The sequence below is a fragment of the Burkholderia sp. TSV86 genome, from assembly GCF_001522865.1.
In the GTDB taxonomy this organism is placed as follows: Bacteria; Pseudomonadota; Gammaproteobacteria; order Burkholderiales; family Burkholderiaceae; genus Burkholderia.
Window position 1 is genome coordinate 118,841 of record NZ_LOWB01000104.1, and the last position, 15,442, is coordinate 134,282.

Annotated in this window: 17 protein-coding genes; 9 read left to right on the plus strand and 8 right to left on the minus strand. The window is 63.2% G+C overall.

Annotated features, from left to right (window positions below):
• From dapA to WS68_RS28470, 4 genes are all read left to right on the plus strand, one after another.
• Positions 1–903 (plus strand): 4-hydroxy-tetrahydrodipicolinate synthase, encoded by a 903-nt coding sequence (dapA, locus tag WS68_RS18530; RefSeq protein WP_059572134.1) that lies wholly within the window; start codon positions 1–3, stop codon positions 901–903.
• Between the two features lie 110 nt (positions 904–1,013).
• Entirely contained in the window at positions 1,014–2,159 is a 1,146-nt protein-coding gene (gene bamC, locus WS68_RS18535) for an outer membrane protein assembly factor BamC (RefSeq protein ID WP_059572221.1), read from the plus strand.
• Between the two features lie 7 nt (positions 2,160–2,166).
• Positions 2,167–2,943, plus strand: a complete 777-nt coding sequence (locus WS68_RS18540) for an MBL fold metallo-hydrolase (RefSeq protein ID WP_059572135.1) — start codon at positions 2,167–2,169, stop codon at positions 2,941–2,943.
• A 93-nt stretch (positions 2,944–3,036) separates the two neighbouring features.
• Positions 3,037–3,228 (plus strand): hypothetical protein, encoded by a 192-nt coding sequence (locus WS68_RS28470; RefSeq protein ID WP_059516879.1) that lies wholly within the window; start codon positions 3,037–3,039, stop codon positions 3,226–3,228.
• Here WS68_RS28470 and WS68_RS29415 read toward each other — a convergent pair.
• Together WS68_RS29415 and WS68_RS18550 are read right to left on the minus strand one after the other, a co-directional pair.
• A complete protein-coding gene (locus WS68_RS29415) occupies positions 3,225–3,494 on the minus strand; it encodes a hypothetical protein (RefSeq protein WP_009904701.1) in 270 nt (89 codons plus the stop codon). The genes WS68_RS28470 and WS68_RS29415 overlap by 4 nt on opposite strands.
• A 63-nt stretch (positions 3,495–3,557) precedes the next feature.
• On the minus strand, positions 3,558–4,781 hold the full coding sequence (locus WS68_RS18550; protein WP_059572136.1) for a cupin domain-containing protein: 1,224 nt from the start codon (positions 4,779–4,781) through the stop codon (positions 3,558–3,560).
• Positions 4,782–4,813: 32 nt separating this feature from the next.
• Between WS68_RS18550 and WS68_RS18555 the strand changes: the two genes are divergently transcribed.
• Positions 4,814–5,356, plus strand: coding sequence for an FKBP-type peptidyl-prolyl cis-trans isomerase (locus WS68_RS18555; protein ID WP_059516678.1), 543 nt, complete (start codon positions 4,814–4,816; stop codon positions 5,354–5,356).
• On the opposite strand, the gene WS68_RS18560 is transcribed toward WS68_RS18555, so the two are convergent.
• From WS68_RS18560 to WS68_RS27825, 4 genes are read right to left on the minus strand one after another with little or no spacing between them, the layout of a single operon-like run.
• Entirely contained in the window at positions 5,336–6,589 is a 1,254-nt protein-coding gene (locus tag WS68_RS18560) for a hypothetical protein (RefSeq protein ID WP_059572137.1), read from the minus strand. The genes WS68_RS18555 and WS68_RS18560 overlap by 21 nt on opposite strands.
• A complete protein-coding gene (mutS, locus tag WS68_RS18565) occupies positions 6,576–9,221 on the minus strand; it encodes a DNA mismatch repair protein MutS (protein WP_059572138.1) in 2,646 nt (881 codons plus the stop codon). Before mutS ends, WS68_RS18560 begins: the two co-directional genes overlap by 14 nt.
• A 3-nt stretch (positions 9,222–9,224) precedes the next feature.
• Positions 9,225–9,410, minus strand: coding sequence for a hypothetical protein (locus WS68_RS29025; protein WP_156429572.1), 186 nt, complete (start codon positions 9,408–9,410; stop codon positions 9,225–9,227).
• Between the two features lie 16 nt (positions 9,411–9,426).
• A complete protein-coding gene (locus WS68_RS27825) occupies positions 9,427–9,726 on the minus strand; it encodes a hypothetical protein (RefSeq protein ID WP_156429573.1) in 300 nt (99 codons plus the stop codon).
• A 155-nt stretch (positions 9,727–9,881) separates the two neighbouring features.
• Here WS68_RS27825 and WS68_RS18570 point away from each other — a divergent pair, with 155 nt between their 5' ends.
• Positions 9,882–11,033: a lipid II-degrading bacteriocin gene (locus WS68_RS18570; RefSeq protein WP_082710143.1), complete on the plus strand. Its 1,152-nt coding sequence runs from the start codon at positions 9,882–9,884 to the stop codon at positions 11,031–11,033.
• An 82-nt stretch (positions 11,034–11,115) separates the two neighbouring features.
• Entirely contained in the window at positions 11,116–11,433 is a 318-nt protein-coding gene (locus tag WS68_RS18575; protein WP_231753059.1) for a hypothetical protein, read from the plus strand.
• 125 nt (positions 11,434–11,558) lie between these two features.
• Here WS68_RS18575 and WS68_RS18580 read toward each other — a convergent pair whose 3' ends face one another.
• The gene (locus WS68_RS18580; protein WP_059572141.1) at positions 11,559–11,963 is read right to left on the minus strand and encodes a DoxX family protein; all 405 of its coding nucleotides are present in this window, start codon (positions 11,961–11,963) and stop codon (positions 11,559–11,561) included.
• Positions 11,964–12,336: 373 nt separating this feature from the next.
• Positions 12,337–13,140, minus strand: coding sequence for an inositol monophosphatase family protein (locus WS68_RS18585; RefSeq protein WP_059572142.1), 804 nt, complete (start codon positions 13,138–13,140; stop codon positions 12,337–12,339).
• A gap of 305 nt (positions 13,141–13,445) precedes the next feature.
• On the opposite strand from WS68_RS18585, the gene WS68_RS18590 reads away from it, so the two are divergent.
• A complete protein-coding gene (locus tag WS68_RS18590) occupies positions 13,446–14,288 on the plus strand; it encodes an RNA methyltransferase (RefSeq protein WP_059572222.1) in 843 nt (280 codons plus the stop codon).
• Positions 14,289–14,493: 205 nt separating this feature from the next.
• Complete coding sequence (gene cysE / locus WS68_RS18595) at positions 14,494–15,264, plus strand: serine O-acetyltransferase (RefSeq protein WP_059572143.1); 771 nt, start codon at positions 14,494–14,496, stop codon at positions 15,262–15,264.
• Positions 15,265–15,442 lie beyond the last annotated feature (178 nt).

Sequence of the window (15,442 nt, forward strand, 5' to 3'; positions counted from 1 at the left end):
ATGACCAACGGCACTCAAGACGGCATTCAAATCCGCGGCAGCATCCCCGCGATCGTCACCCCGATGCTCGATGACGGCAGCCTCGATCTGGCGGCCTTTCGCAAGCTGATCGACTGGCATATCGAAGAGGGGACGGATGCCCTCGTGGTGGTCGGCACGAGCGGCGAATCGGCCACGCTCGCGGTCGACGAGCATGTGCTGATGATCGAGACCGCGGTTCGCCAGGCGGCAAAGCGGATTCCGATCATCGCGGGCGCGGGCGGCAATTCGACGGCCGAGGCGATCGAACTGTCGAGGCGCGCGAAATCGGTCGGTGCCGATGCGACGCTGCAAGTGGTGCCGTATTACAACAAACCGACGCAGGAAGGGATCTACCGGCACTTCAGGGCGATTGCCGAGGCCGTCGATCTGCCGATGATCCTGTACAACGTGCCGGGGCGCACGGTCGCGGACATGTCGAACGAGACGATCCTGCGCCTTGCGCAGGTGCCGGGCATCGTCGGCGTGAAGGAGGCAACGGGCAATATCGATCGCGCGGCGCACCTGATCAAGTCGGCACCGGCTCATTTTGCGATCTACAGCGGCGACGATCCCACTGCGATCGCGCTGATGCTGCTCGGCGGCCACGGCAACATCTCGGTAACGGCGAACGTCGCGCCGCGCGCGATGAGCGAACTGTGCCGCGCCGCGCTTGCTGCCGACGCGAAGACGGCCCGGGACATTCACCTGAAGCTCCTGTCGCTGCACAAGAACCTGTTCATCGAGGCGAATCCGATCCCCGTGAAATGGGCTCTGCAGCAAATGGGCAAGATCGCGGGCGGCATTCGCTTGCCGCTCACGCCGCTCGATGCGCGCTGCCATGACGCCGTGCGCGACGCGCTGCGCGAGGCGGGCCTTCTGTAAGACAGGCACGGCCGGCGCGTGCGGCCGCCTGTTGCCCGATTCATCCGAACCCCGACCCGGCGCACTCCGGCGTCGTGCGTGACACGCGTTTCAGCAAGACGAAGGACTTCATGAAACATTCCGCCTTTTCCTCCCGCGCGATCCACGCATCGGTGTTGACGTTGGCGCTCGTCGCGCTCGCCGGCTGCGACACGCTGAACGACTATCTCGCACCGGATCGTGTCAATTACAAATCGACCGGTTCCGCGCCGCCGTTGCAGGTGCCGCAGGATCTGACCGCCGTGCCGCTCAACCCGGCTTATATCGCGCCGCCGACGAATTCCGGTCTCGGCGCCGCGCCGACGCGCGTGGCCACTGCCGCGGGCAATGCAACGCAAGGGCAGCCGACCACGCAGGACCCATTCGGAATGCACGTCGAGCGCGACGGCGACCGCCGCTGGCTCGTGGTCGACGGCCGCACGCCCGAGCAGCTTTGGCCGCAACTGAAGGATTTCTGGCAGGACAACGGCTTTTCGCTGAAGACCGACGCGCCGTCCACCGGGATCATGGTGACCGATTGGGCGGAAAACCGCGCGAACATCCCCGACGACTGGTTCCGCAGAACGGTCGGCCGGGTGATCGATTTTGTCTATTCGTCGGGTACGCGCGATCGGTTCCGTACGCTCGTTACGCGCACGGCCGATGGCAATACCGACATCTCGATCACGCACAGCGCGATGGAAGAGAAGATGACGGGTACGCAGGGCGGCACGTCGTCGCGCTGGGAGGAGCAGCCGCGCAATCCGGTGCTTGAGGCGGTATTTCTCGCGAAGCTGATGGAAAAATTCGGTTTGACCGAAGCGCAGGCGAAGCAGTTGATCGCCGATGCGCGTCCCGCCTCGGCGCCTTCGACGGTCGTCGGTTCCAATGCCGGCGGGGCGACGCTCGATCTGGCCGAATCGTTCGATCGCGCATGGCTGCGCGTTGGCCTGGCGCTCGATCGGACCAATTTCACCGTCGACAATCGTGACCGTGAAAAGGGCATCTACTACGTGCGTTACGCGAATTCGATGGAGGAGCTCAAGCGCGACGGGCTGTTCGGCAAGCTGTTCTATGGCGGGCCGACCGCGGCCAAGCCCGGCAAGGAATTCCTCGTCAACGTGCGCCGACAGGGCGATGCGCAGACGCAGGTGGCTGTCGTCGATGCGAACGGTCAGGTCGACAATTCGTCTGAAGCGCGGCGGATCATCTCGCTGCTGCATGCGCAACTGAACTGACGCGCGCGTGCGATTCGCGAGCTTGGGAAGCGGCAGCGAAGGCAACGCGCTCGTCGTCGAAGCATCCAGCGGTGTGACGACGACGCGCGTGCTGCTCGATTGCGGTTTCTCGGCCAAGGAAATCGAGCGCCGTCTCGCGCGTCTCGATCTGGGCGTCGGCGCACTCGACGCAATCTTCGTCACCCACGAACACGGCGATCATGTCGGTTGCGCGTTGACGCTCGCACGCCGCGCGTCGTTGCCACTCTATATGAGCTGGGGCACTGCGCGCGCGATCGGCGCCGATGACGCGGGCATCGATCTGCGCGTGTTGTGGGAGGGCGAGGCGGTCGCGTTGGGCGATCTGAGCGTGCTGCCCTATACCGTGCCGCATGATGCGCGTGAGCCGCTCCAGTTCGTGTTCGGCGACGGGGCGATGCGCCTTGGCGTATTGACCGACGTTGGCATGTCGACGCCGCATATCGGCGCCGTGCTGAGCGGCTGCGACGCTCTCGTGCTGGAAGCGAATCACGATGCCGCAATGCTTGCCGCAAGCCGCTATCCGGCATCGCTGAAGGCGCGTATCGGCGGCTCCCACGGCCATCTGAGCAACGACGCGGCGGCGCAGATCCTCGCGGCGCTCGATTGCAGCCGGCTCAAACATCTGGTGGCCGCTCATCTGAGTCAGCAAAACAATACGCCGGAACTGGCGCAGGCGGCGCTCGCCGCGGCGCTGGGGAGCGGGGCGAGCGACGTGCTCGTCGCGTCGCAAGGCGACGGCTTTGGCTGGCTTGGCCTGGGCTGAACGTATATCGGCATTCCGGCCAGCCTCGAACGGCGGCGGGCGCCATGCGGCAGACGTAAAAAAACCGGCCCGAAGGCCGGTTTTTTGCTGGTGCTGACCTGCAACAGCCTTACTGGCTCGCGCCCGAAGCCGGAGCAGCCGTCGCTGCCGAAGCAGCCGACGCCACTGCAGCAGCCGCATCGCTCGCAGCAGCCGCGACGCTCGAAGCAGCAGCGGCAGCAGCGTCCGAAGCAGCAGCGGCAACCGTCGAAGCAGCCGAAGCGGCGGCAGCACTCGCGTCGCTAGCAGCCGACGAAGCAGCTTGCTCGGAGCTCTTGTTGCACGCAGCCAGTGCAACGGCAGCCAACAGGGAAGCTACGAGGAGGGATTTCTTCATGATCACGTCCTTTTATGGTTAAAGGTAAGCAACAGCGCGAAACAATACCGGTAATGTGCTCCAACACCGACCTGGGCCGCTGGTGGAGATGCACTTCTAGAGCGTGAATCTTCCCTACGGCTTGGGCGGAAATTATATGCACTTTCCTATCGACCGTCGACAAATGCGGGGTCAATACGTTGTCTTTCCCATACAAAACAGGCGTTCGCATGGGCGTACAGTCAGGCAACTTGCAACTTTACTCCAAGTTGCCCACCTGTATCCAGCCCGCACAATACCATTCGTGCAGCAAGGCTGTCATCGACGGGTCCTTTGAGAGTGTTACAAACCGTTTCGCATCGATTTGGCGCATATCGGCCAATTCAGGCAGCCATTTTGCCGTGTCCGCGAGCGCATAGGCTTCGCCGTTGATGAAATACGAGCGGCGGTTGTACAGCAACGCCGTTTTCCTGTCGAGCCGGACGCCATGGCGGCCCGCCTGCGCCGCGAACGCGGCTTCGCTGATGCGCCGGGCAGGGGGCTCGAACACGACGTTCGATTTGGGCTCGCTCAAATAGCAACCCAGGAAATCGCCGATGTCGCGCTCGTCCCATTTGATTTTCGACAGCATCGCGGCGACGCGCTCGACCATCGCCGGCGGCAGTTGCGCGGGCGTGTCGACGGCGGGCTGCGCGGGATCGCGGTATGGCGCGTCATCGTGCGCGCCCGTGCGCAGGCTGCCGCGCTCGGCAAGGTGATAGAGGAACTGCGCGCGCAATTCGCCGGCGCACGGCGCTCGGAAGCCGATCGAGCACGTCATGCATTCGCCGATCGCGACGCCGTCGTGTGCGATGTGCGGCGGCAAATACAGCATGTCGCCGGGCTCGAGCACCCATTCGTCGGTTGGCTCGAAGTGCTCGAGAATCTTGAGCGGCAATCCTTCCTGCAGCGACAGATCGCGCTGCGCGCCGATTCGCCAGCGGCGCTTGCCATGAACTTGCAGCAGGAACACGTCGTACGAGTCGAAGTGCGGGCCGACGCCGCCGCCGTCCGTTGCATACGAAATCATCAGATCGTCGACGCGTGCGTCGGGGATGAAGCGAAAGCGTTCGAGAAGCGCGCGGGCGCGATCGTCGTGCAGATCGAGCCCTTGAACGAGCAACGTCCATTCGCGGCGTTTCACGGGCGGCAAATCACCCTGCTCGAACGGGCCATGCTTCAGTTGCCATCTGTTACGAAAATGCGTGACGAGCCGCGATTCGACATCGTAATCGCCGGCCAGCTCGAAGAGCGCATCGCGCGAGACGGGCGGCGTGATGCCCGGCACGGCCTGGCGGATCAGCAGCGGCTTTTTTTGCCAATATCGGCGCATGAATTGCGCGGCAGTGAGATTGCCGACGAGTGGTGTCGGTGCATCGGCGCGTGGCGCGCGGCTGCGCGCGCGCGCACGGCCGGACAGTTCGGGTGGTGGCCGTTGGGGCATCGTATAATGACTAATGTACTTGGGAGAATTGGATGAAAATCGCAAAAAACACTGTCGTATCGGTCGCCTACAAGCTGTCGGATGCGCAAGGCAATCTGATCGAGGAGAGCGATGAGCCGATGGTCTATCTGCACGGCGGCTATGATGGCACGTTCCCCAAGATCGAGGAACAACTCGACGGCCAGGAACCCGGCTATCAGGCGCAAATTCAGTTGGAGCCGCAGGATGCGTTCGGCGATTACGATCCGGAACTCGTGAAGATCGAACCGCGCGACCGTTTTCCCGAACCGCTCGAAGTCGGCATGCAGTTCGAGGGCACGCCGGAGGACGGCGACGAAGAAATCGATTCGCTGATCTACACGGTGACCGACATCGCGGAAGACAAAGTAGTGCTCGACGGTAACCACCCGCTCGCGGGGATGGCACTGCGTTTCGCGCTGACGGTAAAGGATGTGCGGGAAGCGACGGAGGACGAGATCGAGCACGAGCATGCGCATGGCGCGCAAGGGCTCGAGATCGTCGACGACGACGATGACGACGGCGAGGACCGCGACTCAGCGCGCACGCTGCATTGAGTCGGCCGGCATGCTGCCCGGCGTTTGCACGGGTGGCGTGCCGGATGAGCGATAGCTGTTGTCGTGCGGCTCGTAGCCGGAGGGCCATGCGCTGCTTGCCCCTGAGTCGGGCAGAGCGGGCGGTGTCTGGATTTCCGGCATGTCGGGCATTTGCGTCTCGTCGCGCGGCGCGACGGGCAGCGCGGGCGGTGGTGGCAGATGCTTCGGCACGGTCTGCACGCTGACGCTGAACATCGGCTGCCGCGCGGGATCGACGCCGATCTTCACCCATTGCGTCAGACGCGCGCGCGGCGCGATCGCAATGCGGGTCAAATTGCCGATCGGATTTCCTTTGTCGTCATGCAATGGGCGGTCGATCATGAAACCGCTCGCGAGCGGTTCATCGGTCGAATGCACGACGACGATCGAGCCGCGGAAAACCGTCGCTGCTTTGACCAATGAGCGTTTGAATTCGCGAAAGCCATCGCGCGTGCGCGGGCGGTTGAAGCGCAGCCATCCGAAGCGCTCTGCGCGTTCATAGCGATCGAATTGCGGATCGCCTTCGACGAAGATCACGAGTGCGCGCGCGTCGCGGCGTTTCGCGTACTCTGCCGCATGATCGATCCAGAACGCGTTCGCGATCACGCGGTCCTCGAATTCGCCGTTGCGTCCGCCTGCCGTCAGGTAATGATTGTTTGGACTTGGCGCATTCAGACCGATGAACACCGTATCGCCCTGAGTCCAGCGGACATTTTCGCGGTATGGGTGAAAACGCGGCACTTCGCTTTCACGCGTGAGCGCCAGCGAATTCGCGCCCGGCGATGCAGGCTCGGTAAATACGTTCTGCCGCAGGAAATCCAGCCGCTCGACGGGGTCGTATGCGCCAGCGTCGCGCGTATTGCACGCGGCCCAGTCGAATTGACCGGGCAGCAGCACGAGCGGCACGCGCGACGTCGCGAGGATTGCGCTGCGCTCGTCGTAGAGCCGGTCGCGGCATGCTTCGCCCGGCCCCTTCAAATTGCCTTCATAGACGATGAACGACACGGCGCGGTCGCGCCCGATCGCATCGATCAGATGCCGCGCATGCGGTTCGTCTTCGGGCGACGCGATCACGCCGGACACCACCGCGAACGCGTATCGGCCGCCGCGTGCGAGCGCGTGCGGCGAGCCGCACGCGAGTATGCACGCAAGCGCGAGCGCGGCCACGCGTGAGCGCGGCAAGACGCGTCGAGCGATGGTGTCAGTGTGGCGCATCCGTCGCGTTCGAGCGGGCGAGTGCATGAAGCTCGTAAAGCAAATCGAGCGCATCGCGTGGCTTGAGGTCATCCGGATCGAGCGCGAGCAGGCGCTCGAGCGCCGGATTCGGCGCGGCGGGAGACGCTTCGTCACGGTCCTCGGCCACTGCCGGCGGCGCGGCGAAGAGATCGAGCTGCGGTGCCGCTTGCGCGGCGGATTGCTGTTCGAGATGCGCGAGATGCTTGCGCGCGGCCCGGATTACGGGCGCGGGCACGCCTGCGAGTTGCGCGACCTGGAGCCCGTAGCTCTGGTTCGCCGGCCCTTCTTCGACCGCATGCAGGAACACGATGCCGTGGCCGTGCTCGACCGCCGACAGATGCACGTTTGCCGCGTGCGGGAATTCCGCCGGCAGTTGCGTCAACTCGAAGTAATGCGTCGCAAACAGGGTGTAGCAGCGGTTGTGCGCAAGCAGATGGCGCGCGATCGCCCATGCGAGCGCGAGACCGTCGAATGTCGACGTGCCGCGGCCGATTTCGTCCATCAGCACGAGACTCTGCGGTGTCGCGTCGTTCAGGATCGCGGCGGCTTCCGTCATTTCGACCATGAACGTCGAGCGGCCGCCCGCGAGATCGTCGGCTGCGCCGATGCGCGTGAAGATGCGGTCGATCGGGCCGAAGCGCGCCGCTTTCGCGGGCACGTAGCTGCCGACATAGGCCATCAGCGCGATGAGCGCGGTTTGACGCATGAAGGTCGACTTACCGCCCATGTTCGGGCCGGTGATGAGGAGCAGCTTGCGATCGGGGGTTAGCTTGCAATCGTTCGCGATGAAGCGCTCGACCTGCGCTTCGACGACCGGATGCCGGCCTTGCTCGATCTCGATGCCGAGCTCGTCGGAGAACGTTGGTGCGACCCAGTCGAGTGTGCGCGCGCGCTCGGCGAACGCGGCGAGCAGATCCAGTTCGGCCAGGCCGCCGGCAACGCGCTGACAGCCCTCGATATGCGGCAGCAGCGCTTGCAGCACGCCGTCGTAAAGCGCGCGTTCGCGAGCGAGCGCGCGCTCCTGCGCGGACAGCGCCTTATCCTCGAAGGTCTTCAGCTCGGGGGTGATATAGCGCTCCGCGTTCTTGAGCGTCTGGCGGCGGCGGTAATCGTCGGGCACCTTGTCGGTCTGGCCGCGCGTGACTTCGATATAAAAGCCATGCACCTTGTTGTATTCGACGCGCAGGTTGGCGATGCCAGTGCGTGCGCGTTCGCGCGCTTCGAGATCAATCAGAAATTGACCGCAGTTCTCGGAGATGTCGCGCAGCTCGTCGAGTTCGGTATCGTAGCCGCGCGCAATCACGCCGCCGTCGCGCACCATCGCGGCCGGCTCCGGCGCGATCGCTCGGGTGAGCAGATCGAGACAGCCGGCGGGCGGTTCGAGCGCGGCCTCGATGCGGGCGAGGGCGGGGGCATTCGGTGCGATCGCGGCGACCTGCTGCCGTAGCGCGGGCAATGCGGCGAACGTATTGCGCAGGCTGGACAGATCGCGCGGGCGCGCGGACAGCAGCGCGAGGCGTCCGGTGATCCGCTCGACGTCGGCGATCTGCCGCAGCGCCGAGCGCAGATTGTCGAGGCCCGCGTGCGCGGGGGCCTCGATGAGCGCGCCGATCGCCAGGTGGCGCGCTTGCGCGGCGACCGACGCGCGCGGCGGATGATGCAGCCAATGGCGCAGCAGACGGCTGCCCATTGCCGTGCAGCAGGTATCGAGCAGCGAGTAAAGCGTCGGCGATTCGGTGCCGCGCAGCGTTTCGGTGAGTTCGAGATTGCGCCGCGTCGACGGGTCGAGCCCGATGTATTCGGATTCGGTCTCGACTTTCAAGCTGCGCACGTGACGCAATTGCTGGCCCTGCGTCGAGGCAGCATAGATGAGGAGCGCGCCCGCCGCGCCGCAGGCGCTCGCAAGCGACTGCGCGCCGAAGCCGTCGAGGCTGGCGACTTCGAGCTGATCGCATAGCCGTTGCGTGCCGGAGGCGATGTCGAAGTGCCAATCGGGCACGCGCGTGATCGCGCCGATGCCCGCGGGCACGGCTTCGAGCGTGCTGTCCGCCGCGAGAATCTCGGCGGGACGGATGCGCTCGAGCGTCGCGCCGAGTTCGTCCGGTGCGATTTCGGCGAGCCGTAGCGCGCCGCTCGCCAGATTGAGCCACGCAAGGCCGACGTTCGATGCGACCCCGCGCTTGTTGTGCGCGATACAAAGCGCGAGCAGGAAGACATCGCTTTTGTCGGACAGCAGCGCGGCGTCGGTTAGCGTGCCGGGCGTGACGACGCGCACGACCTTGCGCTCGACAGGCCCTTTCGACGTTGCCGGATCGCCGATCTGTTCGCAGATCGCGGCCGATTCGCCGAATTTCACGAGCTTCGCGAGATATTGCTCGATTGCATGGTGCGGCACGCCCGCCATCTTGATCGGCGTACCCGCGGACGCGCCGCGTTGCGTGAGCGTCAAATCGAGCAGGCGCGAGGCTTTTTCCGCGTCACCGAAGAACAGCTCGTAGAAATCTCCCATTCGATAGAAGACGAGTGTGTCGGGATGCTCAGCTTTGACGCGCAGGTACTGCTGCATCATCGGCGTATGGCCGGCGAGGGCGTCGGGTGACAGGGTGCTCATGAGTCAGGTGCAAAGTTGCTTTGGTCGGCTGAGTTTACCAGCCGCTTCGATGCTTTCGCGCGACGTTGGCTTTTCGGCCAAGTCGCAGCCTTCGATTACACCACCGATCAAGCGTCGCCCAGGTATCGGAAAGCGATGGCCGTTGTCCGTGCCGGTGGCGGTGCATAGCGATGCTTCGTGCAGGCCCATGCGATTTCCACTGCGGTCATGGCAGGCGCCGGTCGTCGCGTTTTGTTGCCGAGAACTGCGCCGCGCCGGCGGGCGCGGCGCATTTGAGCAAACGGTTCCCGAGACGGATCAGGCGCATTGCGGCAAATGGCGCGGAGTGAAAGTGCTGGACATTATCCATTGGAACAGCCGGGATTGAATCGGATGAAGGCGGTGATTCATATGGCATCGGCGTGTCCGCACGCGGGGCGGCAAGATTTCGATAATCACCGTTTCGGGTGCGCGCGACGGGCAATAACGGACGAATTTCAATCGGTTTTGCGCAATTTACATTCATCTTTCGGCTTCTGCTTTTCCAGCTGAATCTTACTGCGTTGTAATGTGCGCTGGGTGAGCCATGGCGGAAATGTCGGGGATTGCGGCCCTGAATGGCCGATACGCTGGTTCCGTATCGCTCGATACTATTCTCATAAGATATAAATAGATGATGAAATGAATGGCGACATCGATTATGCAACGTTGGGCGGGGAAGATTTAACGGGCATGAGTAATGGAAGGCGACGATTACTTCGCGTCTCTATGGCTATTCCCGCAGCCGCATTGGTTCATCCGATCCGTAGCTGGGCAAATGGGCATGGCCCGGCCAACGAGCTTCCCGCCATCCAAGTCACCGCATCTCCCGAAACCAGCTTGCCGCTTCCATCGCCCGGCGGACCCGCCGGCGGATATAGTTGGACGACCGGGCTGGAAAATTATCGTGGCGGAATTTTTCAAATCGGAAAATTCAAACTAGTTAATGGAAATAGAATATTCGCCGCCGCAAGCGAGGGCAGGACGATCGACGCACTGGCCGAATTCGCTTACGGGATCGAATTGTCCAGTAATAAGTTGATACAGGCGCAGATCGCGACATACGGATTATTTACGCAATGGCTGGCGAATAACGGATGGCGTGATATCGTGGGGGCCAATGAATATGGCCTGTCCAATACGACATACAGTGGGCTGACTGCCGCATTCGGATTGTTCAGCGATTATTACTTTAGCCGGCTGCCGGCGCCGCCGATTTCTGATTTCCGGTTCTACGCCACGCCGTTTTTTACGCTGGCTGCCTATGATTACTGGTTCAGGGGAAACGGTGCTTCGAGAACGGTGGATTTGCCGTCCCTTCGGTTGGGGATTGGCGTCAAGCAAATAGACGCGATCAAGAATATCGTCGTCAATGATGGCATGGGGCCTGGTGTCTATCCGATCGATGCGGTGTTCAGCACGAACCTGATTTCGGAAAACGAGTGGATCGTGGGAGCGGCTCTTGGGCGTGTCAGCGGACATGTCACGGGGCAACTCACCCTGGCAGCCAATGGCGGCTATTCTTTCCTGGGGGAATATACGCTGAATCCGGACAAGTTCGACTTTGATGCATCGAGATCGCGGCCCGATGTTCAAGAGCGGTTGACCACATTGGTGCGCAAACTGGGCGAGATTGCCGGACACACCGACTTCACGATTTATTTCAATGGATCGCAAAAGGTGGATGAATCCGGGACGCGTGCCAGCATCAAGGCGATGGCCAGCGGCGGACCGATTCTGAGGCCGTCCTTTGGCGGCAGAGCGCCCAACCGGTTTGGTGCCGCCGCCGGCTAACCGGCCCATCGCGGGGGAGCCGATCAAGGATTCCTGATGCGCTCGCAGCGGCGGGTTCGGAATGAGGTGTATGGTGAGGTCGATGCTCAAGTGTTTGGGATATTTGCTGCTGCTGTTCGTTATCGTTCTAATGGCTTTGGCGGCGTTACTGGTTTATGTCAGAACTTACGACGGCAGCGGTGGCGTGTGTCCGGACATGGACAAGTCGAAAATCGAAGCACACATCAGAGGTTACGCCAATAGAAAATTTCCTCGTGCCGACTTGGCCTTTAACGAGGAATTTTCTTATATGAGCGATTTGGCGCAATGGAAGGTGCCCTACTATGTCGGCGGGTATAGGTACGTGGCGAAAATGAACTGCGCCGGATATATTCTCGACGACGTCGGGCCATACAACTGATTGGGTCCGGAAAGGTTGGCCGATGAGAATGGCGCCGATGTCGTCATGACTGTCGCATTCGGCGGGCGCGGCAGGTTCGCCGTGCGTGTTCATCGGCCTGAACAAATTCCGCCGCATTGTCGCGCTCAACGCCGTTTCCCAGGGCACAGCGCGTATGCGCCATCACCGATCAGGAATAGTGCGATCAATGCGATCGCCCAGAACATCGGGTATTCCCAACCGCCGCCCGGGTTCGTGAACAGCCAGCCGTTCGCGCCGTGCACCATGAAAACGGTGCCGAGCATCTCGAGGGCGAGCGGTAGCGCGACCCACGGCGAGTACACGCCTAAAACCAGCGCGAGTCCACCGAAGAGTTCGAGCGCGATCGTCAGGTAGGCGGCGATCGGGGGCAAGCCGAGCGACGCGAAATAACCGACGAATCCCGCAATCGTGAAGACGAAGATTTTCAGGCTCGCATGAGCGAGAAAGAGAATGCCCAGACTCATGCGCAGCAGCAGCGCGGCATACGGGGCGGTATCGAGTTTGATCATCGGGCTTGTCTGTCCAGTTGAGGTTGGAAACGGAAAACGGGCTGCGTTATCGGCACGCGTTGACTGGAAGGTTAGAGATAAGCCGATTCGGCATCAATTCGCGATCGATGGATTGATTAATTCTTATTGATTATTAATTGTGCGCAAGCCGCGCAGGCGATCGATGCATCGGCGCGTGCGCGGCGTTTGCCCTCGGCTGGCGGCATGGAGTTGGCAATACGGAAGGACGCGGGGGAAAGAGGCGAGAGCCTGCGCCGCGAGCCGACCGTGCGGCGGAAAAGCAAACGGCCCGCGGCGCATCGAGCGCAAAGCTCGAAGGCCGCGGGCCGTCAAAGAGCGCCGCTGCCGCGGCGGACGCGGGGGCGCAGCCGCCTTATTCCGCTGCCGGCCGCGTATGCGTGTAGCGGTTCAGGATCGGGATCATCTGCGCATAGATTTTCGGGTTCGCGGCGACGATTTCGCGCTGATGCAGAAAATCGGAATCGCCCGTGTAGTTGCCGACGAGGCCGCCTGCCTCGGTGATCAGCAGGCTGCCCGCAGCAACATCCCACGCGTTGATGCCTTGCTCGAAAAAGCCGTCGAGGCGGCCCGCGGCGACGTTCGCCAGATCGAGCGCCGCGGCGCCCGGGCGGCGCAGGCCGGTGCATGCCTGCGTCATCTCGGTGAACAGGCGCGCATACGCTTCGAGCCCTTCCTGCTCGCGGAACGGGAAGCCCGTGCCGATGAGCGCGTCGGCCAGACGGTCGCGCCGGCCGACGCGGATGCGGCGGTCGTTCAGAAAAGCGCCGCGGCCGCGCGTGGCGGTGAACAGATCGTTATTGTTCGGATCGTAGACGACCGCCTGCGTGACGACGCCCCGATGCGCGAGCGCGATCGATATGCAGTAATACGGGAAGCCGTGGATGAAGTTGGTCGTGCCGTCGAGCGGATCGATGATCCACTGGTATTCGGATTCGTTGTCCGATTTGCCGGATTCCTCGGCGAGGATCGCGTGATCGGGGTAGGCAGTTTTCAGCGTCTCGATGATCGCATCTTCCGACGCTTTGTCGACCTCCGTCACGAAATCGTTGTGCTGCTTCTTGCGGATTTCGATCAGATCGAGATCGAGCGATGCGCGGTTGATGATTTGCCCGGCGCGGCGCGCGGCCTTGACGGCAATGTTGAGCATGGGATGCATGGGCCTGAATCCTGAATCCAGTGGCCGGCGGTGCGAGGCCGCCGCGTGATGATCGAACCGGCGATGCGGCGCCTGGCTTGCGGTTGCGGCAGGCCAGGCGTTTCGCCGACGGAAGACGAATTGGCAAAGAGCGATAAAAGTACGGGCCGGACGATGCGGATGCCGCCTTTGAATACGCAATTTTACCCGACTCGCGGCGCTTTGATGCGAAACCGCCGCGGGGATTCGCCTGGCCATTCGGCCGAGTGGGTTTGCGCGCGGGATGGCGATACCATACCGGCATTCTTGTCACTTTGAAGAATCTCTTGGACTCTCAGCAAAAACCTTCCGCGCCGGCCGCCGGCGACGGGCCGTCCTCCGCGGCGAGGGCTGCTCGCGGCGGATTTACGTCCACACGCTTCGTGCTCGTCGAGCCGAGTCATCCGGGTAACGTCGGCGCCGCCGCGCGCGCGCTGAAGACGATGGGCTTTTCGCGTCTGGTGCTCGTCGCGCCGCGCGTGCCGCATGTGCAGAGCAATCCGGAGGCGATCGCAATGGCGAGCGGCGCCGACGACGTACTTGCGTGCGCGCACGTTGTGCCGACGCTTGCCGACGCGCTGAACAGTGTGCACTGGTCTATCGCGCTCACCGCGCGCTCGCGCGAATACGGCCCGCCTCGGCTCGCGCCGCGTGCGGCTGCCGCGAACGCGAGCCGCCATGTGCAGATGGGCGACATCGCGCTCGTGTTCGGCAACGAGCGTACCGGTTTGTCGAACGAGCACGTCGAGCGTTGCAGCGCGATCGCGCATATTCCGGCCAACCCCGCCTACAGTTCGCTCAATCTCGCGCAAGCGGTGCAGGTGCTTGCCTACGAGCTGCGCGTCGCGTTGCTCGACGACGAGGCGGGGGCACTGCCGCAGGATGCTGCCGCGGGCGAACTCGCGCAAAGCGACGAGATCGAGCGCATGTTCGTGCATCTGGAGAATGCGTTGATCGCACTCGATTTCCTTGATCCGCGCCATCCGAAGAAGCTGATGTCACGGCTGCGGCGGTTGTTCTCGCGAACCGGGCTCGAACGCGAAGAGGTCAACATCGTGCGCGGAATCGCGAAGCATATCCTGCTGAAAACGGGCGAGCGCGGCGCTGGCGACGAGGGCGGGCAGGTATGACCGGTGGCCGCACGCATGAGCCGCAGGTAGTCCCGCAAGAAAAACGGTTGGCGTGCCGATATCCGCCATGACGGCGGGGGCAAGCGGCGCGCGTCCTGCACGCACGGGGCGCGCGCTCTACAATCGTGCGGACGTCATAAGCAAAGCGGTTAAAACGATATCGGTTCCGTGCCGCATCCTGGCTCCTACTTGCATCGCCATCATCATGTTCACGAGACTTCGCGAAGACATTGCCACGATCCGCGAGCGCGATCCTGCCGCTCGCAGCGCCTGGGAGGTGCTCACGTGTTACCCGGGGCTGCACGCGCTGATGTTTCATCGGATCGCGCACGCATGCTGGCGCGCGAATCGGCGTTGGCTTGGCCGGTTCGTGTCCCAGATCGGGCGCTGGCTGACGGGCATTGAGATTCATCCGGGCGCCACGCTCGGCCGGCGTGTGTTCATCGATCACGGGATGGGTGTCGTGATCGGCGAGACGGCTGTGGTCGGCGACGATTGCACGATCTATCAGGGCGTGACGCTCGGCGGCACATCGCTTGCGCGCGGCGCGAAACGTCACCCGACGCTCGCGCGCGGCGTGATCGTCGGCGCCGGTGCGAAAGTGCTCGGTGGCTTCGCGATCGGCGAGGGCGCGAAGATCGGCTCGAACGCGGTCGTCGTGAAGCCGGTGCCGGCTGGCGGGACGGCGGTTGGTAACCCCGCGCGGATCGTGTTGCCTGCCGCCGCTGGGCAACGCACGCCCGAGCCCGCCGCGTTTTGCGCATACGGCATCACGCCTAACGCGGACGATCCGATGTCGCTCGCGATTCATGGGCTCATCGATCACGCGGCGAAGGAGGCGCGCCGGGTCGACGAAATCGTCGCCGCGCTTGAGCAGCTTGGCGCGCATTTGAATGCGCTGCGGGGCGTGAATGGCGCGCAGCTCGATTTACGCCGGCTGTCAGCGGTGCTCGAGGGCAGCGCACTCGAACGTTGACGGCGGGCAAGCGCGGCCGGGAGCGGCTGCATTGCTATGCGTTGACGTCAATCAAATCTCACGTGAAGTCATGCCGAGAGGTGCACGGGGTGCGCATCGCGGATCGTGAGTGATTGCGGTACGCAATCGCGTATCGCACGCTCGCCAGGCTGATGAAGCGCCCGGAAATCCGCAGAGG